This window comes from Micromonospora sp. WMMD961, assembly GCF_029626145.1.
Taxonomy (GTDB): Bacteria; Actinomycetota; Actinomycetes; order Mycobacteriales; family Micromonosporaceae; genus Micromonospora.
Window position 1 is genome coordinate 3,420,343 of record NZ_JARUBJ010000002.1, and the last position, 21,482, is coordinate 3,441,824.

At 71.2% G+C, this 21,482-nt stretch carries 21 protein-coding genes and 1 pseudogene; 10 read left to right on the plus strand and 12 right to left on the minus strand.

Annotated elements, in window-relative coordinates:
* The first annotated feature begins 117 nt into the window (after positions 1 to 117).
* Positions 118 to 702, plus strand: coding sequence for a hypothetical protein (locus tag O7614_RS15425; RefSeq protein ID WP_278139150.1), 585 nt, complete (start codon positions 118 to 120; stop codon positions 700 to 702).
* A gap of 1,041 nt (positions 703 to 1,743) precedes the next feature.
* On the plus strand, positions 1,744 to 2,163 hold the full coding sequence (locus O7614_RS15430; RefSeq protein ID WP_278139151.1) for a protein-tyrosine phosphatase family protein: 420 nt from the start codon (positions 1,744 to 1,746) through the stop codon (positions 2,161 to 2,163).
* 63 nt (positions 2,164 to 2,226) lie between these two features.
* On the opposite strand, the gene O7614_RS15435 is transcribed toward O7614_RS15430, so the two are convergent.
* Positions 2,227 to 4,521: an excinuclease ABC subunit UvrA gene (locus O7614_RS15435; protein ID WP_278139152.1), complete on the minus strand. Its 2,295-nt coding sequence runs from the start codon at positions 4,519 to 4,521 to the stop codon at positions 2,227 to 2,229.
* A gap of 167 nt (positions 4,522 to 4,688) precedes the next feature.
* On the opposite strand from O7614_RS15435, the gene O7614_RS15440 reads away from it, so the two are divergent.
* Positions 4,689 to 5,444: a MerR family transcriptional regulator gene (locus tag O7614_RS15440; RefSeq protein ID WP_278139153.1), complete on the plus strand. Its 756-nt coding sequence runs from the start codon at positions 4,689 to 4,691 to the stop codon at positions 5,442 to 5,444.
* A 10-nt stretch (positions 5,445 to 5,454) separates the two neighbouring features.
* Positions 5,455 to 6,663, plus strand: coding sequence for a serine hydrolase (locus O7614_RS15445; protein ID WP_278139154.1), 1,209 nt, complete (start codon positions 5,455 to 5,457; stop codon positions 6,661 to 6,663).
* 229 nt (positions 6,664 to 6,892) lie between these two features.
* On the opposite strand, the gene O7614_RS15450 is transcribed toward O7614_RS15445, so the two are convergent.
* From O7614_RS15450 to O7614_RS15475, 6 genes are all read right to left on the minus strand, one after another.
* On the minus strand, positions 6,893 to 7,930 hold the full coding sequence (locus O7614_RS15450) for a LacI family DNA-binding transcriptional regulator (RefSeq protein WP_278139155.1): 1,038 nt from the start codon (positions 7,928 to 7,930) through the stop codon (positions 6,893 to 6,895).
* Between the two features lie 195 nt (positions 7,931 to 8,125).
* Positions 8,126 to 9,610 (minus strand): hypothetical protein, encoded by a 1,485-nt coding sequence (locus tag O7614_RS15455; protein WP_278139156.1) that lies wholly within the window; start codon positions 9,608 to 9,610, stop codon positions 8,126 to 8,128.
* Positions 9,607 to 10,179 carry a hypothetical protein gene (locus O7614_RS15460; protein WP_278139157.1) on the minus strand — a complete coding sequence of 191 codons (573 nt, stop codon included), beginning with the start codon at positions 10,177 to 10,179 and terminating at the stop codon, positions 9,607 to 9,609. Before O7614_RS15460 ends, O7614_RS15455 begins: the two co-directional genes overlap by 4 nt.
* Positions 10,179 to 10,691 carry a hypothetical protein gene (locus O7614_RS15465; RefSeq protein ID WP_278139158.1) on the minus strand — a complete coding sequence of 171 codons (513 nt, stop codon included), beginning with the start codon at positions 10,689 to 10,691 and terminating at the stop codon, positions 10,179 to 10,181. The genes O7614_RS15460 and O7614_RS15465 overlap by 1 nt, the downstream gene beginning before the upstream one ends.
* Positions 10,692 to 10,776: 85 nt before the next feature.
* Positions 10,777 to 11,316 (minus strand): hypothetical protein, encoded by a 540-nt coding sequence (locus O7614_RS15470; protein WP_278139159.1) that lies wholly within the window; start codon positions 11,314 to 11,316, stop codon positions 10,777 to 10,779.
* A gap of 29 nt (positions 11,317 to 11,345) precedes the next feature.
* A complete protein-coding gene (locus tag O7614_RS15475; RefSeq protein WP_278139160.1) occupies positions 11,346 to 11,825 on the minus strand; it encodes a quercetin 2,3-dioxygenase in 480 nt (159 codons plus the stop codon).
* A gap of 79 nt (positions 11,826 to 11,904) precedes the next feature.
* On the opposite strand from O7614_RS15475, the gene O7614_RS15480 reads away from it, so the two are divergent.
* Entirely contained in the window at positions 11,905 to 12,561 is a 657-nt protein-coding gene (locus tag O7614_RS15480; RefSeq protein WP_278139161.1) for a TetR/AcrR family transcriptional regulator, read from the plus strand.
* A 151-nt stretch (positions 12,562 to 12,712) separates the two neighbouring features.
* A complete protein-coding gene (locus O7614_RS15485; RefSeq protein WP_278139162.1) occupies positions 12,713 to 13,549 on the plus strand; it encodes a M15 family metallopeptidase in 837 nt (278 codons plus the stop codon).
* A gap of 2 nt (positions 13,550 to 13,551) precedes the next feature.
* Here O7614_RS15485 and O7614_RS15490 read toward each other — a convergent pair whose 3' ends face one another.
* A complete protein-coding gene (locus tag O7614_RS15490) occupies positions 13,552 to 14,019 on the minus strand; it encodes a spore photoproduct lyase family protein (RefSeq protein ID WP_347404402.1) in 468 nt (155 codons plus the stop codon).
* Positions 14,020 to 14,080: 61 nt separating this feature from the next.
* Positions 14,081 to 14,542: pseudogene (locus tag O7614_RS32235) on the minus strand (spore photoproduct lyase family protein); the annotation flags it as partial.
* On the opposite strand from O7614_RS32235, the gene O7614_RS15495 reads away from it, so the two are divergent.
* The 4 genes from O7614_RS15495 (at position 14,441) to O7614_RS15510 (ending at position 18,265) form a co-directional block, all read left to right on the plus strand.
* Positions 14,441 to 14,797 carry a hypothetical protein gene (locus O7614_RS15495; protein ID WP_278139164.1) on the plus strand — a complete coding sequence of 119 codons (357 nt, stop codon included), beginning with the start codon at positions 14,441 to 14,443 and terminating at the stop codon, positions 14,795 to 14,797. The pseudogene O7614_RS32235 and the gene O7614_RS15495 sit on opposite strands and share 102 nt — an antisense overlap.
* A 100-nt stretch (positions 14,798 to 14,897) precedes the next feature.
* On the plus strand, positions 14,898 to 16,205 hold the full coding sequence (locus tag O7614_RS15500; protein ID WP_278139165.1) for a ThuA domain-containing protein: 1,308 nt from the start codon (positions 14,898 to 14,900) through the stop codon (positions 16,203 to 16,205).
* A gap of 21 nt (positions 16,206 to 16,226) precedes the next feature.
* Positions 16,227 to 16,688 (plus strand): hypothetical protein, encoded by a 462-nt coding sequence (locus O7614_RS15505; protein ID WP_278139166.1) that lies wholly within the window; start codon positions 16,227 to 16,229, stop codon positions 16,686 to 16,688.
* Between the two features lie 377 nt (positions 16,689 to 17,065).
* The gene (locus O7614_RS15510; protein WP_278139167.1) at positions 17,066 to 18,265 is read left to right on the plus strand and encodes an RtcB family protein; all 1,200 of its coding nucleotides are present in this window, start codon (positions 17,066 to 17,068) and stop codon (positions 18,263 to 18,265) included.
* 40 nt (positions 18,266 to 18,305) lie between these two features.
* Here O7614_RS15510 and O7614_RS15515 read toward each other — a convergent pair whose 3' ends face one another.
* From O7614_RS15515 to O7614_RS15525, 3 genes are all read right to left on the minus strand, one after another.
* The gene (locus tag O7614_RS15515; protein ID WP_278139168.1) at positions 18,306 to 19,097 is read right to left on the minus strand and encodes a maleylpyruvate isomerase family mycothiol-dependent enzyme; all 792 of its coding nucleotides are present in this window, start codon (positions 19,095 to 19,097) and stop codon (positions 18,306 to 18,308) included.
* 108 nt (positions 19,098 to 19,205) lie between these two features.
* Positions 19,206 to 20,699, minus strand: a complete 1,494-nt coding sequence (locus O7614_RS15520) for an MFS transporter (protein ID WP_278139169.1) — start codon at positions 20,697 to 20,699, stop codon at positions 19,206 to 19,208.
* Between the two features lie 35 nt (positions 20,700 to 20,734).
* Positions 20,735 to 21,364 (minus strand): TetR/AcrR family transcriptional regulator, encoded by a 630-nt coding sequence (locus O7614_RS15525; protein ID WP_278139170.1) that lies wholly within the window; start codon positions 21,362 to 21,364, stop codon positions 20,735 to 20,737.
* Positions 21,365 to 21,482 lie beyond the last annotated feature (118 nt).

Consider the following 21,482-nt stretch of genomic DNA (forward strand, 5'->3'; position numbering starts at 1 on the left):
GGCGCCGCAGGCCCTCGGTCTGCTGGCCGCCGCCCCCAAGACTTTTCCCCTGTTTGGTGCGCCCGACGAGGTGCTCACCCGTACGCGGGTGTCCTTACCCCCGAAGGAGCTTCCCCCATGAACACGATCATGCGTAAGAGTGTGTTGTCCGTTGCTGGTCTGGCGTTCGCCGGTGGTGTGTTCGCCGGTCCGGTCGCCGCACACAACAACTCCGTGGACGCCAAGCCGGTCGCGGTAGCCGTGCAGGCCGACAAGCCGGACACCGCCCAGCTGATCCCGCACGGCACCCAGGGCGACCAGTCGCACATCACCCTCAACGACGAGCAGACCGCCAACGTCAAGGCGATCATCGCCGCCACGAAGAAGGCCGGCCTGCCCGAGCGGGCCGCGGTCATCTCGATCGCCACCAGCCTGCAGGAGTCGAAGCTGGAGAACCTCGGCCACCTGGGCGATATGAACGACCACGACTCGCTGGGTCTGTTCCAGCAGCGCCCGTCCAGTGGTTGGGGCACCCCGGAGCAGATCACCGACCCCGAGTACTCCACGACCGCGTTCCTGAAGGGCCTGAAGCAGGTCGACGGGTGGCAGGACATGCCGCTGACCGAGGCCGCGCAGACCGTGCAGGTGTCGGCTTACCCGGACGCGTACGCCCAGTGGGAGCAGCAGGCCACCGACCTGGTCGGCCAGCACTGGAACAGCTGACCCCCACCGCACCACAGCACCGACGCCACACGACCGCTGGCCGGCACCCCCAACCGGGGTGCCGGCCAGCGGCATATCCACCTCGGGCACCCGCGTCTGCTGCCGAAGCGCCGCGCGACGTGGGCTCGACGTCGGCTCCCGGCGCTTCCGCCGTCGTTCGTCCGGGAGATCTTGGACAGTTTCTGTTCTCGCGTAACGGAAACTGTCCAAGATCTCGCGATTCTGGGTCCTGCCGCCGCCGGGCAGTGCGTGTCGAGAAAGGCTTGGCCTGTGTCGGGTGTGAGGGTCGTACGCCGGCGGTCAGACGGTTCGGGCAACCGGGTCGCCTGGGTGAGGTGGTCAGACAACGACAGGCAGGCGGCCGAACTGTGATGCCTGCGCGGGGCGTGGGCCGCGCCTGCGCGATGCCGCGGTGCGTTGGCCCGCCGCACGGCGGGGCAACGCACCGCGGTGGCCAGCCCCCCGCCGTGCGGCGGGGCTGGGCATCGCGGTGGCCGTGCCGGTGGCCGTGGCCCGTGCCGTGCCGGTGGCCCGGGCCGGTGGCCCGTGCCGGTGGCCCGTGCCGTGCCGTGGCGGTGGCCCGGGCCGTGCCGTGCCGGTGGCCGGCCGTGCCGGTGGCCGTGGCCCGGGCCGTGCCGTGCCCGTGGCCCGGGCCGTGGCGGTGGCCGTGGCCCGTGCCGTGCCGTGCCGGTGGCCGGCCGTGCCGTGCCGGTGGCCGTGCCGTGCCGGTGGGCGGGGGCCGTGCGGTGGCGTCGCGCGGCAGTGCCACGACCGCCGCCCGGGAACACGCGGCGACCGCGCGGCAATCCACGCCACCCTGGGCGGGGAACAAGGTGGGGGTCCGGCTGGTTGTGGAGGGTGTCGGTGTGACTCAGTGTCCCCGGGCCTCACCTAAATCGCCCTCGCGGAATACCGTTCGGCTGGAGCCGCGTCGTGCCACTCGCCGAGAGGCGACCTGCACACCGACACCAGCGCCGCCCCCGGCCCACGAGGCCGGGGGCGGCGCTGTCTGTGCTCGGCGGGCGGCGGCACAATGCTTGGATGACTGACGCGCAGCCGTGGTCCGAGCAATCGAGCGTACTCGTGCTCCCCAGTGGGGTTACGGTGCGCGGACGCCGCATCGCTGCGGCTGCCTCGCCCGCCGACTTCGCCGTGCTGTTGGCACCTGGCCCGACGCCGGCCTGGGCGCACCGGCGGATCCGATGGCCTGACTTCTGGGTTCCGCTTGATCGCGCCGACGCCCTCGATGCCTTGCGGGAGGCGCTGCGGCGGGCGCACGACGGGCAACGCGTCGAGGTGGCCTGCCGCGGTGGGGTGGGCCGCACCGGAACGGCTCTGGCCGCGCTGGCGATCCTCGACGGTCTACCGGTCGAGCGGGCGGTGCCGTGGGTCCGGTCCGGCTACCACCCGAAGGCGGTCGAGACGCCCTGGCAGCGGCGCTGGCTGCGCCGCGTCGCCTGAGCAGCAAACCCCCACGCCCCGGCTGGAACACGGACCGGCCTGCTCGCCGCCCACGTGCCGGCGTCACCTCCTGTCGACCAGTGCCGGCTCGGTGACGTACTCGCGCAGGTGGGTGGCGGTGAGGGTGTCGCCGCGGGCGACCAGGTCGGCGGGTGTGCCGGTGAAGACGATCCGGCCGCCGTCGTGTCCGGCGCCCGGGCCGAGGTCGATGAGCCAGTCCGCGTGGGCCATGACCGCCTGGTGGTGCTCGATGACGATCACCGTGTTGCCGGCGTCGACCATCCGGTCCAGCAGGGCCAACAACTGGTCCACGTCGGCCAGGTGCAGGCCGGTGGTGGGCTCGTCCAGGACGTACGTGGTGGTCTTCTCCGCCAGGTGGATGGCGAGCTTGAGTCGTTGCCGCTCGCCGCCGGACAGTGTGGTCAACGGTTGACCGAGGCTGATGTAGCCCAGCCCGACGTCGACCAACCGGCCGAGGACGAGGTGCGCCGGTCCACCCGGGAAGAACGCGTGCGCCTCGGTGACCGACATGGCCAGGACCTCGCTGATGTTCTTGCCGCGCAGCGTGTAGGTGAGCACCTCGTCGGTGAAGCGTCGGCCCTCGCACCGTTCGCAGACGCTCGCCACGCCGGCCATCATCGCCAGGTCCGTGTAGATCAGCCCGATCCCCTTGCAGGTCGGGCAGGCGCCCTCGGAGTTGGCGCTGAAAAGGGCGGCCTTCACCCCGTTGGCCTTGGCGAAGGCGGTGCGGATCGGGTCGAGCATCCCGCTGTAGGTGGCCGGGTTGCTGCGCCGCGAGCCGCGGATCGGGGACTGGTCCACGATCACGACTCCGGGACGCCCGCGCAGCGACCCGTGGATCAGCGAGCTCTTGCCGGAGCCGGCCACGCCGGTGACCACGGTGAGCACACCGAGTGGGATGTCCACGTCCACGTCGCGCAGGTTGTGCAGGTCGGCCTGGCGGATGGGGAGTTGCCCGGTGGGTGGGCGTACGTCGGCGCGCACTGTGACGCGGTGGTCCAGGTGCCGGCCGGTGAGCGTGTCGGAGTGGCGTAGGCCGGGGACGTCGCCGGTGAAGCAGATCCGGCCGCCGTCGGTGCCGGCCCCCGGGCCGAGGTCGACCACGTGGTCGGCGATCGCGATGGTCTCCGGTTTGTGCTCGACGACCAGCACCGTGTTGCCCTTGTCGCGCAACCGCAGCAGCAGGTCGTTCATCCGGGCGATGTCGTGTGGGTGTAGGCCGACGGTGGGCTCGTCGAAGACGTACGTGACGTCGGAGAGGCTGGAGCCGAGGTGCCGGACCATCTTCACCCGTTGCGCCTCACCGCCGGACAGGGTTGCCGACTCGCGGTCCAGGCTGAGGTAGCCCAGCCCGATCTCGACGAGGGATTCCAGCAGGTCCCGCAGATTGACGATCAGCGGCGCCACCTCCGGGTCGTCGATACCCCGGACGAACGTCGCCAGGTCGCTGATCTGCATGGCCGAGCAGTCCGCGATGCTGTGTCCGGCGATGCGCGAGGACAGGGCCGCGGCGTTGAGCCGGGTGCCGCCGCAGTCGCCGCAGGTGGTGAAGGTGACCGCCCGGTCCACGAAGGCGCGGATGTGCGGCTGCATCGACTCGCGGTCCTTGGCCAGGAGGAGCCGCTTGACCTTGACCACCAGACCCTCGTACGTCCAGTTGTTGCCGCCCACCTTGATCTTGGTGGCCGGTTTGTGGAGGAAGTCCTCCCACTGTTGCGGGGTGAAGTCCTGCACCTTGACGTCGGGGTCGAACAGGCCGGAGCCGACGATGGTCTGCCAGTACCACGAGTCGACGGCGAAGTTGGGCACGGTGATGGCGCCGTCGTTGAGGGAGCGCTCGACGTCGACCAGCTCGTTGATGTCGAGGTCGGAGACCCGACCCAGCCCTTCGCAGGTGAGGCACATGCCTTCGGGCAGGTTGAAGCTGAACGCACCCGCGCCGCCGATGGACGGCTGACCGAGCCGGCTGAAGAGGATCCGCAGCATGGCGTACGCGTCGGTCGCGGTGCCGACGGTGGACCGGGAGTTGACGCCCATCCGCTCCTGGTCGACGACGATGGCCGCGCTGAGGTTGCGCAGCGAGTCGACGTCCGGGCGGTTGAGGTTCGGCATGAACGACTGGAGGAACGCGCTGTAGGTCTCATTGATCATGCGCTGGGACTCGGCGGCGATGGTGCCGAAGACCAGCGACGACTTGCCGGAGCCGGAGACGCCGGTGAAGACCGTCAGCCGACGCTTGGGGATGTCGACCGAGACGCTGGCGAGGTTGTTCTCCCGCGCCCCGCGTACCTCGATCATGTCGTGGCTGTCGGCGGCGGACCATGCTGGCTGCGACATGCGAATCCTTCACGGAGTCGTGGCGGGACTCGCGCCCCGCCGGGTGCTGGCAGGTTCCATTGTCTCATTCATCCCCATGTAGAGGCTTTCGGCGATTCTCCAGTGCAAGGCGCAGTGCACTGAGGGGGAAAGTCTCAAATCGCGTGGTAACCGTTATGGTTGCTGTCGTGCCCTCCGGACCGACCGAGCGTCTGCGCGCCGTCGACCTCGCCGCCACCGTCGGAATCTCGGTGCAGCAGGTGCGCAACTACGTCGAGCAGGGGGTGTTGCCGCCGGTGCGCCGCACCGCCAGCGGTTACCGGATCTTCACGACCGCGCACGCGCGGGCGCTCACCGTGGCGCGTCGACTGGCCGAGGGGCACGGCTGGATCCGTACCCGGGAGATCATGGCGGCGGTCCACTCCGGTGACCTGCCGACGGCCCTGGCGGCGCTCGACGGCGGGCATGCCGAACTGGACCGGGAGCGCGCCGAGATCCGGCGGGTGCTCGGCGCCTTCGAGACCGTGCTGGCCGGCCCGTCGCAGGCCCGGCCCGCCCCGCGCCGCGACGTGCGCATCGGCGAGGTCGCCGCCCTGGTCGGGGTCCGGACCTCGCAGCTGCGGCTGTGGGAGGAGCGGAAGCTGCTGCGGCCGGGCCGCACCCCGGGCACCAACTACCGGGTGTACGACGAGACGGAGCTACGCGCCGCGCAGGTCATCGCGCTGCTGCGCCGGGGTGCGTACCCGTTCGAGATCATCGAGGCGGTGCTGGGCGAGCTTCGGACCACCGGCAGCCCGCAGCGGGTCCGTGCCGAGCTGGCCCGCCGCGAGCAGGAGCTGCACACCCGCAGCCGGCGAAGGCTGCGGGGCAGTGCCGCACTGCACGACTATCTGAGCGCTCGGGATGACCAGCATCCCGTCCCGCGGAGCGATCGTCGTGACTAGGGTCGGGCACATGAGAGCTGTGCTGCTGGCGGCCACGACGTCCGCCGTCCTGCTCGCTCCCGTGCCGGTGACCGCGGCGGGAGCGTCCGGCATGCCGACGGTGCGATGCCCCCGGGTTCCGGCGCCGGCGATGTCCCGTCCACCCCGGCCGTCGCCCCCGCCCGCCGTGCCCGCGCAGCGGGTCGTCGGCGGTGCGGCGCTGGACACCGCCGGCCTGGTCACGCCGGCCGGCGTCGCCGCGCCACCGGGGGTCACCGCCACGTCGTGGCTGGTCGCCGACCTGGACAGCGGCCAGGTGCTCGGCGGCTGCGGTCCGCACGAGTACGGCACACCCGCCAGCGTGCAGAAGCTCCTGCTGGCGGCCACGATGCTGCCCAAGTTGAACCCGAAGCAGACGGTCACCGTCACCGAGGAGGACATGAACATCGAACCCGGCTCGTCGGCAGTGGGCCTGGTCGCGGGAGGTCGGTACACCATCGAGACCATCTGGCTCGGGTTGCTGCTCAACTCCGGCAACGAGGCCGCCAACGCGCTCGCCCGACTCGGTGCCGGCACGGACAGCGCCGCCGGCGTACGCGCCATGAACGAGCACGCGCACCACCTCGGCGCGCTCCAGACGCACGCGGTCACCCCGTCCGGGCTGGACGGCGCGGGCCAGTTCACCAGCGCGTACGACCTGGCGTTGATCGCCCGGGCCTGCTTTGCCGAGCCGACCTTCCGCAGGTACGCGTTGACCGAGCAGGCGTCGATTCCGGCCCAGCCGGCGCAACGCACCAAGGGTTTCGACATCCAGAACGAGAACCAGCTCATCTACCGGTACCCGGGTGCGCTCGGCGGCAAGACCGGCTTCACCGACCTGGCCCGGCACACCTACGTGGGGGCGGCGGAGCGGGGAGGACGACGGCTGGTGGTGACCCTGCTCGGTGCCGAATCGGCGCCGAAGCGTGGCTGGGAGCAGGGTGCGGCCCTGCTCGACTGGGGGTTCACCGTGCCCCGGGACGCCTCGGTCGGCCGGCTGGTCGATCCGGGCGAGTTGACCGCCACGCCGTCGGCGGCACCGTCCGCGCTGGCGGCACCCGGTCTGCCCCGGCCGGCGGCGGCCAGCGGGCCGGGGCACAGCGGGTCTGGCTGGCTCTGGTCGGTGACCGCGGTCAGCGGCGCGGGCGTGCTGGCGTTGCTGGGCGGGCTGCTGTGGCGGCGTCGCCGTCGACTGCCCTGACGAATCGACATCCGGCGCTGCCGTCCATAGACTCCGGTCTTTCTGGCACCTCGAGTCCAGGAGGATCCCTGTGTCGAGTGAACTCCCGCGCGGCGCGGTGGGTGACCAGTCGTCGCTCGCCGCGCCTCGACTCAGCCGTGCGGCCCCGGCTCGGGTCGCCGGGTCGTCGCCGGAATTACCGGAACCGGATCGGAAGCGCGCCAGCCGGTCTCCGGCGAAGTTCCGGCCGTCACGACGGGTTGGGCGACCCGGTCGTCGGGGCGGCGGTGCTGTCCCGCACGACCAGTTCCGTGGCGAGTTCGACGCGTGGCGAGTCGATGCCCTCGCCCTGGGACAGGCGCAGCACGGTCCGTGCCGCCAACCGTCCCATCTCGACCAACGGCTGGCGCACGGTGGTCAGCGGCGGGGACGCCCACCGGGCCTCGGGCAGGTCGTCGAAGCCGACGACGCTGACGTCGTCCGGGACTCGCAGCCCGCGGCGTCGAATGGCCTCGTACACGCCGAAGGCCATCTGGTCGCTGGCGGCGAAGATGGCGGTCGGCGGGTCGGCGAGGTCGAGCAGCGCCGTCCCGCCGGAGAACCCGGAGGCGTGGTAGAAGTCGCCCGGGTAGATCAGCGCCTCGTCCATCGGCACCCCGGCGGCCTCCAACCCGGCCCGGTGACCGTCGAGTCGTGCGCGGCTGCACAGCAGGTGCGACGGGCCGGCCACGAAGCCGATGCGGCGGTGCCCGATCGACAGTAGATGTTCGGTCGCGGCGAGCCCACCGGCCCAGTTGGTCGCCCCGATGGTCGGCACGTCCATGGCCGGAACGCCGGCCGGATCGACGACCACCACCGGCACGTTGAGGCGGCGGAGCTGCGCGTGCAGCGGCGGGCTCAGGTGCGAGGTCACGAAGATGACACCGTCGGTGGCCCGGGCGCGCAGATTCTGCAGCCACTGCCGCGCCGCGGTGGGCTGCCGGTGGATCGCGGAGACCACGGTGCCGAGGCCCGCGCCGTGCCCGACGTCCTCCACGCCACGGATGATTTCCACTGCCCAGGGGCTGTCCAGGTCGTTGAAGACCAGGTCGACCAGGCCGGCCCGGCGAACACTGCGGCTGGTGCGACGGCGGTAGCCGTGGTGGCGCAGCAACTCCTCGACCCGCTCCCGGGTGCCGGGGGCCACATCGGAGCGACCGTTGAGCACTCGTGACACGGTCGGCACCGAGACCCCGGCCTCCCGTGCGATCGCGGTGATGGTCACCCTGCGTCCGTCGTCCGCGCCCACCCGCGTCTCCTTCACCGAGCCGGAGGAACGAGCACCAGGTGCCGTCCGCCGTGTGTCCCGGAACGGCGTGCCCGCTCCACGCGTCATCTTGCCTCACCGGTAGGGGTTGACGACACGCCAGGTCGACCGAAGCTTCGCTGGAGTTGCGGAAAAGTTCCGGACTTCTTCCGGCCACTTTCGCAGCACCGGCTCGCCTCAGTGCTGACACACCGGCCGGTTCGTGACCCAGTGCTGGTTGACCAGGTTGACGACTGGTGGCGGGTTGGGAATGCCGCCCTCGGCGGCGATGGGTTTGGCGTTGAAGATCTTCAGGAAGAAGTTGATCACCTTGGCGACCAGGGCCGGGATGGTGTAGCCGACGCCGTATCTCGCGTTGATGGTGAGGTCGGCGCGGTTGCAGCCCTCCCGGTAGGCGAGTCCCTGTAGACCGCCGAAGCCGATGCTCGATCCGCGCGTGATACCCACCGTGGTGGTGAGCCCGGCGTACAGGCCGGCGGTGAACACGACGGCGCCGATACCGACGAAGAACTTCACGTCGTAGTCGATGAGCAGGGCGTTCGCTCCCACTGAGGTGCCGTCGACGGAGTCCACGAGGCTGCTCTTCACCTGCAGTCCGCCCGGCCAGCGTGGGCCGAACCTGCCGTTGGCGTAGCCGAAGCCCATGGTGCCGCCGAGCGAGTACTCGCCGGTGGCCCTGATCGTCGTGTGCCCGGCGCTGAAGCCGGTGCGGATGCCGATCGACTGCCGGACGGTCGCCGAGAGCGGGATGCCCAGGACGGATTCGATGGGCACGCTGAAGGTGACCGGGACGAAGGCGACGGGGTGGACGTTCTGGCCGGTTGTCGTGGTGGCGTCGACCTGGATCCGGACTCCGGCGGCGCCGTGGATCCGCAACTCGGCCACGGTGATCGTGGACCCGTCGATCACCAGGTGGAACTTCGCCGAGGGCTGCTCCATCACGAAGGCGATGGTGCCGGAGAGGTCGAGCCCGCTGTCACGGTAGGAGAAGCGGGCGCCGACACCGTCGGTGCAGCAGAAACCCGTGGCTTCCAGCTCGCCTGGCCGGGCCGCACCCGTGGTCAGCGGCGCGGCGGCGGTGACCGGCCGGCTACCGGCCAGCGTCAGCGCGTTGGTTGTCGTGGCCGGCGCGCGGTCCAGGGTCGTGGTCGCGGCCGGTTCGGATCGCGGCGGTTCGGTGTCCGGGTGGGACCAGAATGGGTCGTCGAACTGGTAGGCGGTCGCGTCGGCGAGCGAGACGGGCTGTTCGGAGGTGAACTCGCCGTCCTGGATCACGTCGGTGATGTCGACCGGGCCGATGGCGACCGCGAGGTCCTGGCCGTCACGTCGGGCGTCGATCACCCGCCCGACCCCACGTCCGGTGACGAACATGACCTTGCCGGGGGCCAGTAGGTTGGCGTTGCCGGCGTCGGGATCCAGCCGCCAGGTCAGCCCCCCGTCGGTGACGGCACGCACCACGCCGCTGCCGCCGGCCACGATGACGACGTCCGGGTGGAGGGTCACGTCCGGGTGTGCGGCGGGTGCGGCGCCGTAGCGTAGATCACCGCCGTCATCGTCGGGCGTGGTCGGCTTCGCGCCCCGGCACGCGGTCAGGCCGAGCAGGACGGGCAGGACGGTCGCGGCGGCGATGACCGCGCGGGTTCGCCGGTTGCCGAGCTTCACAGCCGGGTCACCACGTCCCGGGCCAGGTCCTGGAGCGGCTGCCGGGAAGCTGCGGGGTCGGCCAGGCTGACCAGCCGGACGGCGACCCAGACGTCACCGGCGTTGACGAATACCGCGCCGTCCTCGATGTGCGCCTCGTCGCCCACGCCGGTGAGGGGTTTCAGGTCGTGGCCGAGGTCGCGGTCGATGTCGAGGATCTTCTTGGCCCCCGCGCCGACGTAGACCTCGACCTGGGCGGTGGGTCCGCTGATCGGGCCGGTGTAGGTGCAGGACTCGGCGGCTTGCACCGGATCCTGCAGGGGTGTTCCAGCCAGGCGTTCGGCGGCGGCCTTGGGCACCAGCGCGCACGGGTCGACGGTCCGTGCCGGGGCCGCGGTGACGTCACCGTGGTCGCCGGCGCTGGCCGGCGCGTCGACGGGAGGCTGATCGACGGCGGGCGGCGGGGGAGCCGGGTCGGCCGTGCCGCAGCCGGCCAGCGCGAGGGCCAGGACCGCCGCCGAGATCACCCCGGCACGCCGCGTTCCCACGGGTACGGTCCAGACCAGGTTCGCCATTCGTGTCGTCGACATCAGGTTGCCTCGATCGCGTCGAGCAGCGCCCGCAGGGCCTGTTCGTAGCCGGCGGGGTCGAGCCGCGCGAAGCTGCTCAGGTTGATCGTGTAGGCGCCCGCCTCGCTGACCAACACCGCCTCGCCGGCGATGTCCTTCACCGCGACGTACGCCTTTACACCCGAGGCGAGGTCCTTGACCGCGTCGAAGGTCTCCCCGGCTCGTTGGCGCGCGTACTCGTACGTGGTCGAACCGGCCATCGGGGACGAGGTGGTGATGTTCACGCTGGCCACGCCCTTACCGTCGCCGAACAGGCAGTTGCCGTCGTCGGTCAGCGGCTGACCGAGAATCGTCGACACCTGTTTCGCGGTGAGGGGGCAGGGTGGGACGGCGGTGCCGGGCACGGCGTCCGAGCCGGCGGACACGTCGGATTGCGCAGCGACGTCGGTGTCCGCCGCCGGATCGGATGCGTCGCGGCACCCCGCCGGCACCACCAGCAACAGGCCGAGCATGAGCACTGGTAGTCGTCGCATGTGTACCCCTCTCTGATCGGCCGCAGCCGGTTCTCCGTGGCCGGCGTGGCCTGGACACTGCTCATCGGATGGTTCGCGCCGAGCCTCAGGCACGGTCGCGGACGAGGCCGACCAGCCGAACCGCGGTGGACCGGTCGGTGTCGTCGGTGACCTTGGTGACGACCTGGATCTCGCAGGAGCGGTCCCGCAGGGCGAACTCGGCGATGCCGCCGGAGGCGAAGCGGATGCCGTCGGGGCCGGGTTCGGTCGTCCCGTACGGGGATTCGGTCGGCAGGTTGCCGCCCACGGCGGTGCCGGGGCTGCCGATGCTGACGGTGATCGAATGGTAGGTGTCCGGGTTCTCCCAGGCGCAGGAGCTGCCTCCGTCGCCGGAGTTGCCGGCCCGCGGACCGGTGTCGCCGGTGGCCCCGATCACCTGCGTGACCTCGTCGACGGACAGCAGCGCGCAGGCGTCGACCGGCTTCGCGTCGACGCCCGCCGCACCGACCGGGCCGGACGGGTCACCGCCCGCTGCGGCCGGCTGGTCGTCGGGTGTGGACCCGCAGGCCGCCGCGCCGCTGATCAGGACTGCGGTGGCGGCGTACGCCCACCACCGACCCTGCCGTCGAGCCGCTGCGTCCGTCATGTGCTGGCCTCCTGTGCTTGTCGATTCACTCAGTGCTGGGGTGGTGGTCCGAGCAGCTCGATGCCGTGCCGAGCGGCGGCGTGACCGAGGGTGGCCGGGTCGATGGGTGCCGGGTCGGGCAGTCGCCGGTCGAGTGCGGGGGTGCCGGCCTCGGCGGCGAACTGCTCGAAACCGGACGGGGTGGTGATCTGCAGGGCACGTAGCGGCTCGTCGGGTCCGACGAGGAAGGTGTGTGGCAGCCCGACGGGCAGCAGGACGAAGTCACCGGGCCCGGCGGTGAAGGCCTCGCCGTCACAGCGGAACTCGGCCGTGCCGGACAGCAGGTAGAACAGTTCGTCCTCGTGCTGGTGCCGATGCAGAGGCGCGGCGAAGCCGGGCGGGTTGACGAACTCGACGACGGTGAGACGGCCGCGGGTCTGCTCGCCGGTCGCCTTCACGGTCATCAGGCTGCCGACGAACCAGTGGGCTTCTCCATCGCCGGCGTGGCGCACGTACGGGCGGGCGGACATGTCGTTGCCTCTCCAACCGGTGGATGCCGTCTATTCACTAGTCAGTGTCTAGCGAATATGTTGCTAGTATGGCGAAGTCATGGACGATGTCAAGGGCGCAAAGCCGACTCGGCGCTACCGGTCCGCGGTGCGTGAGGAGAGCGCGCGGCGCACCCGACAGGCGGTGGTCGGCGCGGCAGCCGAGTTGTTCGTCGCGCGCGGGTACGCCGGCACCTCGTTGGCCGATGTGGCAGCCGCCGCAGGCGTCGCGCGGCCGACCGTGTTCGCCGCGTTTGGGTCGAAGCCGGCGTTGCTACGGCAGGTCCTCGACGAGGCGCTCGCCGGTGACGACGAGCCGGTACCGGTGGCGCAACGGCCCTGGTTCCGGCCGGTCTTCGAGGCCGACACGCAGGCCGGGGTCCTGCACGCGTACGCCGGTGTGTGCACCCTGATCGGCCGGCGCGCGGCGCGGATCTTCGAGACCGTCCGGCGGGCGGCCGACGAAGCGTCTGAGGTCGCCGGGGTGTGGGAGACGCTGCTGCGCAACCGTCGCGCGGGTGCCCGGATGGTGGTCGAGCGAGGTTACTCGCTCGGCCCGCTGCGCCAAGGCGCCGACGTCGAGCGGGCGGTCGACGTTCTGTGGATCTTCAACGACCCGGCGCACTATGACGCGTTGGTGCTGCGGTGCGGCTGGACCGAGGACTCGTTCCGCGACTGGCTGTCCGAACGTATGCAGGACGTGCTGCTGGTCCGCTGAGCGTTCAGCTCGGTTGTCCGACCCTCGGCCGCTGCCCCTGGCGCTCGCACCAGGGGCGACGGATGACTGGCTGCTCGTCCGGCGCGCATTCCCGACCTGGTCCACGGCTGATCCGGCGCGGGGCCCCGGCCGGGGCTGGTAGACAGGACTGGTGCGTCATCGCGCCGGCGTCGTGCTCGTGCTCGTGCTCGCCGCGCTGCTGGGCGGCTGCGCGCGGCCCGAGCCCCGCCCGGTGCCGGCCACCCCGCAGTCGACTCAGGCGCGGCCCACCCCCACGCCGACCCCCGCTGAGCGGCTGCCGGGGTTCGTGGTGCTGACCGACGTCGACCCGCGCATCCACGCCGACATCCGGTACGCGACACCGCACAACTTCGTCGGCCGCCCGATCACCGGCTACCACGAGCCGCTGTGCCTGCTCACCCGGCAGGCCGCCGAGGCGCTGCGGCGCGTGCAGGACGCCGCGCTGGCTGGTGGGCACAGTCTCAAGGTGTACGACTGCTACCGCCCGCAGCCGGCGGTGGACGACTTCGTCGCCTGGTCGAAGCGTCCCGGCGAGCAGCAGACCAAGGCCGAGTTCTACCCGGACGTGGCCAAGAACCGTCTCTTCGCCGAGGGGTACATCGGGGCGCCCACCGCGCACAGCCGAGGCAGCACCATGGACCTGACCCTGGTCGAGGAACCGCCTGCCAGCCAGCCCCCGTACCGGGTCGGGCAGCCGCTGGTCGCCTGCACCGCGCCGCACGGGCAGCGTTTCGCCGACAACAGCATCGACATGGGTACGGGCTTCGACTGTTTCGACTCCCGGGCGCACACCGCCGACGCCCGCATCACCGGCACGCCTCGGGACAACCGACGGTTGTTGCAGCGGCTGATGACCGACGCCGGGTTCGTCAACTACGACCGCGAGTGGTGGCACTACAGCCTGCGCGACGAGCCGTACCCGGACACGTTCTTCGCCGCGCCGGTCGCCCGATCGTCGGTCGGCTGATCTCAGGTCCAGTAGAGGATCCGGCAGGCCGGGACCCGGGCGGTCAGCTCGGCGGTGAACCAGCCACGCAGCTCGGCCATCGTGTCGCGCGGGTAGACGTACTTCACCGCGCCGAACTTCCCGCGCTTGCGGGTGCGGGACTCCTCGTCCATCTCCAGCCGGGTGCGCGGGTACCACCCGAGCAGCACCTCCTTGCTGCCGGGGGTGAACCGGTGGGTGATCAGCTCGGCGGTCAGGTCCAGGTCGGGGACCCCGTCGACCGCCGCGCGGACCTGGTCGAGCAGCTCCCCGTAGGCCTCCCGCCAGTCGGGCAGCGCGATGATCGGCGCGATGGTCAGCCCCACCGGGTAGCCGTCGAGCGCGAGTCGGCGCAGCGCGGCCAGGCGGTCCGGCACCCGGGCGGTGCCGCCCTCGAACCGTTCGCCTACCGGGGCGCAGTTGACGCTGAACCGGACCCGGGTCCGGTTCAGCGTGCGGCAGCCCCACGAAGGTGCCCACGTCCGCGTACTTGGTGGTCCAGCGCAACTGCACCGGCGCGTCCCAGTCGGCGAAGTGCTGCACCGCCCGCCGCCAACTGCCGGTCAGGTGCTCCAACGCGAGCGGATCGGTGTAGCAGGACGCCTCGAACGTGGTGCCCTCGTCGGCGCGCCGCGCGTTGCGGCTGGTCACCGTCCCGCGCCCGGCGTACGCGCTCAGCCCGGCCAGGATGTCGTCGAGGTCCGCGTACACCCGGGTGACGGGTGGGCCGGACAGTGAACCGGCCAGGTAGCAGTACTGGCAGTGCGCCGGGCAGCCCTCGGCCAGGTCGACCCGCCAGTCGGCGCTGGGCGCGATCGGTTGCAGGGTGCGCCGCGAGGGTGGGCTCACCACGATCGCCATGGTCGACTTGGCGTGCGCGTACGTCTCCCGGTCGGTCTGCCCCCGTACCCCGGTGAGCCGGTTGGATTTCAGGTGTTCCACCTCGATGCCCAGTTCCCGCACCCGTTCGACGATCCGTTGGCCGTGGGGGTGGTCGAGCGCGGCCGGGGTGGCCACCACCCGGCCGGGGGTCCAGCGGCGCGCGGGCCGGGCCGGCGGCGCGAGGCCGGCCAGGTCGCGGGTCTGCACCCGTTCGCCGCTGGCGTCGTGCGGCGCGGCGGGTGCGTCCACGGCGAGCGGCTGGTCGACGTCGACGGCATCCGGGCTGGTCATCGGGCCGGGGTACCCGTTGCCGTAGGAATCCCACCCGATCCGCCGATCGGCGATTGACGTGATCAGGTGAGAGGAATAACCTTTCGTCTATCTGTAAACCTTGTGAACAGATGCACCCCGACGCGGCGGCGCGCGTCCCCACCGAAGGGACGATCAGGTGATCGCAGAACTCTCCACGCGTACCAGACGGATCCTGTCGTTGTTCGTGGCCCTTGTCGTCGCGTTGACCGCCGGTGTCGCGGTCAGCGCCTCGCGATCCGCGCAGGCCGCCCCGACGTTCAAGGTCCTGGCCTTCTACAACGGCACCTGGGACGACGCGCACATCGACTTCGTCAAGGACGCCCGGGCCTGGTTCCCGCAGGCCGCAGCCCAGCACGGCTTCTCCTGGGAGGCCACCAACAACTGGGGTCTGCTGAACACCGCGAACCTGGCCCAGTACAAGGTCGTCATGTTCCTGGACGACGCGCCGCCCGCCGCGCAGCGGGCCGCGTTCCAGCAGTACGTGCAGAACGGCGGGGGATGGCTGGGCTTCCACGTCAGCGCGTTCACCACCAACCCGTCGAGCTGGAGCTGGTACTACAACACCTTCCTCGGCAGCGGTTCATTCCAGACCAACACGTGGGGGCCCACCCGGGTCACGATGCGCGTCGACAACCGCACCCACGCCGCGACCCGCAACCTGCCCGCGACGTTCCCCTCGTCGATCAGCGAGTGGTACTCCTGGAGCAACGACCTGCGGCAGAACCCCAACATCGACATCCTCGCCTCGGTCGACCCGTCCAGCTTCCCGGTCGGCACCGACCCCAACCAGTCCTGGTACGGCGGCTACTACCCGCTCGTCTGGAGCAACCGGCAGTACAAGATGCTGTACGCCAACTTCGGCCACAACGCGATGAACTACAGCACCAAGACCGGCCTGTCGTCCACCTTCGACAGCCCGCAGCAGAACCAACTGCTGATCGACGGCCTGCACTGGCTCGCCGGCGTCAGCACCACACCCCCGACGACGCCCCCGCCGTCCGACGGCATCTCGCCGACCGCCTGGCACACGGTGGTCAACCGGGGCAGCGGCAAGTGCGTGGACGCCCGGGCCGCCGCCAGCGCGAACGGCACCGCCATCCAGCAGTACACCTGCAACAACAGCGCCGCCCAGCAGTACCAGTTCGGGCCGACCAGCGGCGGTTTCCTGCGGGTCAACAATCGCAACAACAGCGCCCAGGTGCTCGACGTGACAAACGTGTCGACAGCCGACTCCGCGCCGATCCAGCTCTGGAACTACACCGGCGGCAACAACCAGCAGTGGCGGGCCGAATCCGAGGGTGGCGGCTACTACCGCCTGGTCAACCGGCTCAGCGGCAAGTGCCTCGACGTGCCGGGAGCGTCCACCGCGGACAGTGTCCAGCTCATCCAGTACACCTGCAACGGGACCGCCGCGCAGTCCTTCCGACTGGTGCCCCTGTCATAACTCCGCTGTAGCCTCGCGGCCATGGCGATTCCCGACCTGGTGCCGATCGCGCACGAGCCCGACTACCGCACCCGCACGATCGGCCACTACGACAAGGGTCAGTTCTTCGGCTCCGTCACCGCCACCATCGAGGACGGTGCCGGAGCCGAAGACGACTGGTACCGCCACAAGCGGTGGTACGCGGTGCTGCACCGCTTCGACGCCGACGGCACACACGTCGACTCGGACATCTGGTTCGCCGGCACCAGCGAGGACGAGGACGCCTCCATCGACCGGGCCGAGGCACGCCTCGCCGAGTGGTTGGACGCGTTGCCCGGTCGGGAGTTCGCCGACATCGCCATCCGGCTGTTCCAGGTCGAGGTCGGCGGGCACATCTTCGGTCTGGTCGACTGGTCCCACGAGTACGACGGCGCCGACCACGCCGAATTCCTCCCCGACGACCTCGGCTTCGACCCGCCCTGGGACGGCTGTTACGACACCTGAGCCACCCACCGGCCCAGCCGGCCACACTCGGGCGGCGATATCCATTGCGGACTCGCCGCCGCCCTCCTACTGTCAGCGGTGCAAGGTCAACCGATCCACCGAAGGGAGCACGCCATGTCGCGACGCGTCCGCACCGACATCGCCCGGCGACTGCTTCCTGCCGGCGGTTGTCGGCTCACCAAAGCCAGGGCCAATGCCTGTAGCCCACTGCGGGGCACCGAGCCGGGGTCGCGCGGCTGACGCCGACGCCGAAGCGTCCGCCGGCCGCCCCTCCCATCGGGATCGGGCGGCCTTCTCGTATCCACGTATCGCTGCCGGATCACCGGCGACCGGCGCATGATCAATAACGGTCACCCGCACGACAGAAGGAAACCACCATGGGATTCACCCCTCTCGCCGGCACCCGGGCCCCGGTCCGGGTCTGGACCGACCCGTACGCCATCGAGGCGCACGCCGCCACGCAACTGCGCAACATCGGCGCGCTGCCCTGGGTGCAGGGCGTCGCCGTCATGCCCGACGTGCACTTCGGTAAGGGCGCCACGGTCGGTTCGGTCATCGCGATGCGGCAGGCCGTCTCACCGGCCGCGGTCGGCGTCGACATCGGCTGCGGGATGTCGGCGGTCCGCACCTCGCTGACCGCCGCCGACCTCCCGGACGACCTGGCCGCGCTGCGTTCGGCGATCGAGGCCACCATCCCGGTCGGCTTCGCCCAGCGGCAGAACCCGGTCGACATCCGTCGGGTCCGTGGCCTGGAGCAGGCCGGCTGGGACGACTTCTGGGGCCGGTTCGCCGGCCTGGACCGGCGGGTGGCGCAGCTGGAGACGCGGGCGCAGCGGCAGCTCGGGACGCTCGGCGGCGGCAACCACTTCATCGAGGTCTGCCTGGAGCAGGGCGGCGCCGACGAGGACCGGGTCTGGCTGATGCTGCACTCCGGGTCGCGCAACATCGGCAAGGAACTGGCCGAGCGGCACATCGGGGTGGCCCGGGGCCTGCCGCACAACGCCGACCTGCCCGACCGGGACCTGGCGGTGTTCCTCGCCGGCACACCGGAGATGGACGCGTACCGGCGGGATCTGTGGTGGGCGCAGGAGTACGCCCGGCGCAACCGGGCCGTCATGCTGGCCGTGCTCTGCGGTGTGGTGCGCGAGCACTTCCCGCAGGTCTCCTACGACGAGCCCATCAGTTGCCACCACAACTACGTCTCCGAGGAGAGCTACGACGGGGTGGAGGTGCTGGTCACCCGCAAGGGAGCGATCCGGGCCGGTCGGGGTGACCTGGGCATCATCCCCGGTTCGATGGGCACCGGGTCGTACATCGTGCGGGGCCGGGGTAACCCGGACGCTTACTGCTCGGCCTCGCACGGGGCCGGGCGGCGGATGTCGCGGGCGCAGGCGAAGCGGACGTTCAGCACGGACGACCTGGCCGTGCAGACCGCCGGGGTGGAGTGCCGCAAGGACGCCGGGGTGGTCGACGAGATCCCCGGCGCGTACAAGGACATCACCGAGGTGATGGCCCAGCAGGAGGACCTGGTCGAGGTGGTCGCGCACCTCAAGCAGGTGGTCTGCGTGAAGGGCTGACGTGCCGTGCGGGCCGGAGACCGGCCCGCACGGCCGCCGGTCAGAAGCCGGCGAAGACCCGGCGCAGGTCGTCCAGGGTCACCGGGCCGGTCACCCGCACCCCGTCCGGGGTGTACGCGGGACCGAGCCGGCCGACCGCCAGCCGCAACCACGCCTCGGCCGGCGCGGTCAACTCGCCGTCGGGCTGCTCCGGCGCGTCGGTCAACTCGACCCGCTCGCCCAGCCGCAGCCCGTACGTCCGCTCGGGCGCGTGCAGGCGCAGCAGCAGGGTGCCCTCCCGGCCGGCCAGCTCCTGTGGCCGGCTGGTCCAGGACAGCATGCCGCCGATCTGGTCGAGCAGCAGCGCCACCGCCTCCGGCGTCACCGCGGCGAACGGGTTGAACGCCACCTCGGCATCCCACTGGTGCAGCGCGAACTCGCTGAGCCGGAAGCGGCCCGCGGTGGCCACGTCGACCGGTTCCGGCAGGAAGCCGAGGTCGATCCGCAGCGCCGCCCGGGTCTCGGCGTCCAACGCCTCGTACGCCTCGACCAGCCGCTCGTTGGCCGCGAGGAACCCGGCGGCGTGCTCGGCCGGCGACATCGCGTCCCAGCGGGCCCACACGCCGCGGTTGAAGTCCCCGTCCGGACCGGGCGCGCCGGTGCGGGCGGCTTCCAGCGCCGCGAGGTTGATCTCGGCACCGCTGCCCAGGTGGCTCAGCACCTGCGACACCTGCCACTCGCTGGCACCCGACGGGCGGAGCAGGTCGTCCTCCTTGAGGTCCCGCACGAGCGCGGCGAGCTCCTCGTGGCCCGCACGCAGAGCGGTGAGGATCTGGTCAGCAGTGGTCGACATGGATCTCCTCAAACGGACTTTCGACGTTGGTCGGGACGTTACCGGATGTGGCCCGCCGGCCGGTCCGCCCCAGGACGGGGTGGTCCGGCCGGCGGCGCGTCGGTCAGCTCAGCCCATGTGCACGGTGCTGCCGGTCGGGATGTCCTCCTTGCGCACCTTCACCAGGACCAGGGTGGCCAGGCCGGCGAGCACGATCAGCACCGCGCCCCAGGCGAACGCCACCCGGTAGCCGTGCACCAGTGCGTCGACCTGGTTCACCGGGTTCGGAGCCCGGCCGACCAGGTAGGCGGCGACCGCGCTGGTGTAGAAGGTGTTCAGCAAGGCGGTGCCCAGCGAGCCACCGACCTGCTGGGTGGCGTTGAGCGTCGCGCTGGCCGCGCCGGCGTCGTGCTCCGGCACCCCGACCAGTGCCAGGCTGGACAGCGGGACGAAGGTGAAGCCCAGGCCCAGGCCCAGGATGACCTGGGCGGGCAGCAGGTGGGTGAGGAACGACGTGTTCACGTCGATCTGGGTCAGCACGAGCATGCCCACGGCGGCGAGCGCCGAACCGGCGACCATCAGCGGCTTGGCACCCAACCGGGGCATCAGCTGGCTGGCGCCGCCCGCGGCGATCAGCACACCGGCGGTGACCGGCAGCGACGCGAGCCCGGCCTCCAGGGGCTTGTACTGCAGCACCACCTGGAAGTAGAAGGTCAGGAACAGGAACGCCCCGAAGAGGCCGGCGCCGATCAGCGTCGAGGTGAGGAACGCACCGCCCCGATTGCGGTCCAGGATGATCCGCAGCGGCAGCAGCGGGTGGCTGGAACGCATCTCGATGACCACGAAGGCAGCGAGCAGCGCCACGCCCGCGGCGATGAAGCCGAGCGTCACGGTGGCGTCCCAGCCGTCCTCGGCGGCCTTCGTGAAGCCGTAGACCAGGGAGACCAGGCCGGCGGTGACCACGATCGCGCCGGGTACGTCGTAGCGGGTGTTGCCGTGTGCCCGGCTCTCCGGCACCAGCGGGAGCGCGAAGGCGATGGCCACGGCGGCGACCGGGACGTTGACCAGCAGGCACCAGCGCCAGTCGGCGTACTCGGTGAGCACCCCGCCGAGCAGCAGACCGACCGCCGATCCACCGCCGGCGATCGCGCCGTACACCGCGAAGGCCTTGGCCCGCTCGGTGGCCTCGGTGAAAAGGACGGTGAGCAGCGCGAGCGCGGCCGGGGCGAGCAGCGCGCCAAAAGCGCCCTGCAACGCGCGGGCGGCGAAGAGCATCCCGCCGGTGGTGGCGAGGCCGCCCAGCGCGGAGGCGAGCGCGAAACCGGTCATACCGACCAGGAAGGTGCGCTTGCGCCCCCAGTAGTCGGCGATCCGGCCGCCGAGCAGCAGTAGCCCGCCGAACGCCAGCGTGTAGGCGGTGACCACCCACTGCCGGTTCGCGTCGGTGATGCCCAGGTCGACCTGGGCCTGCGGCAGCGCGATGTTCACGATGGTGGCGTCGAGGACGACCATCAGCTGCGAGACCGCGATGACCGCCAGCGCGATCCAGCGTCGCGGGTGCGGCGCTCCTGTCGACGTCCCGGCGCCGGGCGCGCCGGGGGCGGTCGAGGTGGTTCCGGACATGGTGAAGCCTTCCGTGTTGCGAATGTCTAGGGAGATCAGGCCTGGGACGGGCGGTCGTGCTGGTAGCGGAGAACCGGGATCAGCACCTGGTCGACGACCTGGGTGAGGAACGCGTCGTCGGCGGGTAGGCCGTGCGCGACGATGCGGGACAGGGTGAGCGCGGGCGCCAGATCGTGGAACAACTCGCGCTCGCCGGCCTCCGGTGGGATCTCCCCCCGGGCGGCGGCACGGACCAGGATGGCGGTGCTGGCCACCCGCCCGGCCGGCAGCACCTGGTGGCGCACCAGGCGTTCCAGCTCGGGGTTGGTCCGCATCGCGAACGTCAACGCCTGCATGAGGTCGCAGTCGGCCACACAGATCGCCGCCGTGGCGCGCAGCAACTCGATCAGGTCACCGCGCAGAGAGCCGGTGTCGGGCGGGTTGTGCACCCCCACGTGCCGGTCGCGCAGGGCGGCGACGACCAGTTCGGCCTTGCCGTCCCAACGCCGGTAGATGGTGGCCTTGCTGACGTGGGCGCGAGCGGCGACGGAGTCGATGGTCATCCGGTCGTAGCCGACCTCGCGCAGCAGGTCGATGACGACGGCGAACAGGTCGGTGTCGGTGCAGCGTGGACCACGAGCGGCCGGCACCCCGGCACCCGCGCCCACCTGCTGACCACCCAGCATCCTCGAAGCCCTCCCCGCGAAACGATGTCGTACTGACACTAGTTCGCGATTGCCCGGACCCGCAGGCTTTCGTGAGTTGCGTCGCACCGGGCTGGCGAAACGACCACGTTTCGCGGGG

Coding starts and splice junctions, on each gene's coding strand:
- O7614_RS15425 (WP_278139150.1), top strand. CDS start 118: ATGAACACGATCATGCGTAAGAGTGTGTTGTCCGTTGCTGGTCTGGCG.
- O7614_RS15430 (WP_278139151.1), top strand. CDS start 1,744: ATGACTGACGCGCAGCCGTGGTCCGAGCAATCGAGCGTACTCGTGCTC.
- O7614_RS15435 (WP_278139152.1), bottom strand. CDS start 4,521: ATGTCGCAGCCAGCATGGTCCGCCGCCGACAGCCACGACATGATCGAG.
- O7614_RS15445 (WP_278139154.1), top strand. CDS start 5,455: ATGAGAGCTGTGCTGCTGGCGGCCACGACGTCCGCCGTCCTGCTCGCT.
- O7614_RS15460 (WP_278139157.1), bottom strand. CDS start 10,179: ATGTCGACGACACGAATGGCGAACCTGGTCTGGACCGTACCCGTGGGA.
- O7614_RS15465 (WP_278139158.1), bottom strand. CDS start 10,691: ATGCGACGACTACCAGTGCTCATGCTCGGCCTGTTGCTGGTGGTGCCG.
- O7614_RS15470 (WP_278139159.1), bottom strand. CDS start 11,316: ATGACGGACGCAGCGGCTCGACGGCAGGGTCGGTGGTGGGCGTACGCC.
- O7614_RS15475 (WP_278139160.1), bottom strand. CDS start 11,825: ATGTCCGCCCGCCCGTACGTGCGCCACGCCGGCGATGGAGAAGCCCAC.
- O7614_RS15480 (WP_278139161.1), top strand. CDS start 11,905: ATGGACGATGTCAAGGGCGCAAAGCCGACTCGGCGCTACCGGTCCGCG.
- O7614_RS15505 (WP_278139166.1), top strand. CDS start 16,227: ATGGCGATTCCCGACCTGGTGCCGATCGCGCACGAGCCCGACTACCGC.
- O7614_RS15510 (WP_278139167.1), top strand. CDS start 17,066: ATGGGATTCACCCCTCTCGCCGGCACCCGGGCCCCGGTCCGGGTCTGG.
- O7614_RS15515 (WP_278139168.1), bottom strand. CDS start 19,097: ATGTCGACCACTGCTGACCAGATCCTCACCGCTCTGCGTGCGGGCCAC.
- O7614_RS15520 (WP_278139169.1), bottom strand. CDS start 20,699: ATGTCCGGAACCACCTCGACCGCCCCCGGCGCGCCCGGCGCCGGGACG.
- O7614_RS15525 (WP_278139170.1), bottom strand. CDS start 21,364: ATGCTGGGTGGTCAGCAGGTGGGCGCGGGTGCCGGGGTGCCGGCCGCT.